Below are 2,500 nucleotides of genomic sequence, written 5' to 3' on the forward strand. Positions count from 1 at the left end.
GCTACAGTAACCCCGGACTCCAAATGGTTCCGCTACTGAAAGCGGGGGGACGTCGATGCCATTCGACGCCTGCCGGATCGGTAGACGAATCACCGAAATCGTTGTTGCGTACATGGGTGATGCCAAGCATGCGCAGCCCAAGGCGGTGGTACGCGGTCAGCAGGGTGGGATCGGTTGCGAGTGGCGCCGCATTCTCCATGCTGATGAAGGCCACGCGCTTGCCCGAAAGTACGATGCGCTCTGCGTCTTCTGCGCTCAACGCGAGCTCCATGTCGCCAGTATTTGCTGCAAGCACTTCACGGATATCGACCAAACGGGCAAGGCCATGATCACGCGCCGCCCGTTTGCCGACGGCATCGCGCGGCCCTTGCGCCGTGTAGATCACCCAGAAGCCACCATCCAGGCCGCCGCTTTTCATGCGCGGCAGGTCTACCTGCGATAGGTCTCCCTCGTGCTGGTGGTCATCCGCAATGCGCCAGTCGGGTCGAGCGAAATTCGCAGGGGTGTCCAGATGCGTGTCCAATACCAACGCCGAAGCGTGCACTCGCTGTGCTTCCGTAGGCGTCGCGGCCACCGCGTTGCCCTGAATGACCAAACCCGAAGCCAGCGCGCTGACCAACATCAATCGACAGAGCTTCATGTATCGCCCCCTCGTGGCGAGATAAAGATCGATTGTTGGCGAAAGCAAGACAAGAAAAAACCCCCGTTCTCTCGAACGGGGGTTTTGGGGTAAAGCCCCTGGCGATGACCTACTCTTGCATGGCTTAAGCCACACTACCATCGGCGCGGCTGCGTTTCACTTCCGTGTTCGGGATGGGAACGGGTGGGACCACAGCGCTAATTTCACCAGGGAGAGGGTTGGAGCGTCGCCATCCAAGGAACGGATTAAGGCGCCAATCTCTCATAGGGTCTTGTGACGTAGCGGGCATTGGATTTTCTCTGACGATATCGTCGAGTCCAAGGCCACTTGAGGTTATATGGTCAAGCCACACGGATCATTAGTATCAGTTAGCTCAATGGGTTGCCCCACTTACACACCTGACCTATCAACCACCTAGTCTTGATGGTTCCTTTAGGGGGCTTGTGCCCCGGGAGATCTCATCTTGAGGCGCGCTTCCCGCTTAGATGCTTTCAGCGGTTATCGCTTCCGAACATAGCTACCCGGCAATGCCACTGGCGTGACAACCGGAACACCAGAGGTTCGTCCACTCCGGTCCTCTCGTACTAGGAGCAGCCCCTCTCAAATCTCCAACGCCCATGGCAGATAGGGACCGAACTGTCTCACGACGTTCTGAACCCAGCTCGCGTACCACTTTAAATGGCGAACAGCCATACCCTTGGGACCGACTACAGCCCCAGGATGTGATGAGCCGACATCGAGGTGCCAAACACCGCCGTCGATATGAACTCTTGGGCGGTATCAGCCTGTTATCCCCGGAGTACCTTTTATCCGTTGAGCGATGGCCCTTCCATACAGAACCACCGGATCACTAAGTCCTACTTTCGTACCTGCTTGATCCGTCGATCTCGCAGTCAAGCACGCTTATGCCTTTGCACACAGTGCGCGATGTCCGACCGCGCTGAGCGTACCTTCGAGCTCCTCCGTTACTCTTTGGGAGGAGACCGCCCCAGTCAAACTACCCACCATACATGGTCCCCGATCCGGATTACGGACCTAGGTTAGAACGTCAAGCACATCAGGGTGGTATTTCAAGGTTGGCTCCACCGAAGCTAGCGCCTCGGTTTCATAGCCTCCCACCTATCCTACACAGACGAACTCAACGTTCAATGTAAAGCTATAGTAAAGGTTCACGGGGTCTTTCCGTCTTGCCACGGGAACGCTGCATCTTCACAGCGATTTCAATTTCACTGAGTCTCGGGTGGAGACAGCGCCGCTGTCGTTACGCCATTCGTGCAGGTCGGAACTTACCCGACAAGGAATTTCGCTACCTTAGGACCGTTATAGTTACGGCCGCCGTTTACTGGGGCTTCGATCAAGAGCTTCGCCTTGCGGCTGACCCCATCAATTAACCTTCCAGCACCGGGCAGGCGTCACACCCTATACGTCCACTTTCGTGTTTGCAGAGTGCTGTGTTTTTGATAAACAGTCGCAGCGGCCTGGTTTCTGCGACCCCCCTCAGCTATAGCCCGCATGGGCCACCAAAGAGGGTGCACCTTCTCCCGAAGTTACGGTGCCATGTTGCCTAGTTCCTTCACCCGAGTTCTCTCAAGCGCCTGAGAATTCTCATCCTACCCACCTGTGTCGGTTTACGGTACGGTCTGCGTGAGCTGAAGCTTAGGAGCTTTTCCTGGAAGCGTGGTATCAGTGACTTCGTCCTAAAGGACTCGTCTCGGTGCTCGGTCTTAAAGGATCCCGGATTTGCCAAAGATCCAAACCTACCGCCTTTCCCCGGGACAACCAACGCCCGGTACACCTAACCTTCTCCGTCCCTCCATCGCACTCACGCGAGGTGCAGGAATATTAACCTGCTTCCCATCG

The 2,500-nt window shown here is 56.4% G+C and carries 1 protein-coding gene and 2 rRNA genes (1 of these 3 cut by a window edge); all 3 read right to left on the minus strand.

The window, feature by feature from the left end:
- Position 1: 1 nt before the first annotated feature.
- Positions 2-640, minus strand: coding sequence for a dipeptidase (locus AX730_RS17595; RefSeq protein ID WP_083538060.1), 639 nt, complete (start codon positions 638-640; stop codon positions 2-4).
- 96 nt (positions 641-736) lie between these two features.
- Positions 737-851, minus strand: a 5S ribosomal RNA gene (gene rrf, locus AX730_RS17600).
- Between the two features lie 126 nt (positions 852-977).
- Positions 978-2,500, minus strand: a 23S ribosomal RNA gene (locus AX730_RS17605) (it continues 1,356 nt past the right edge of the window).

It is taken from the genome of Pseudoxanthomonas mexicana (assembly GCF_001556105.1).
GTDB lineage: Bacteria > Pseudomonadota > Gammaproteobacteria > Xanthomonadales > Xanthomonadaceae > Pseudoxanthomonas_A > Pseudoxanthomonas_A mexicana_A.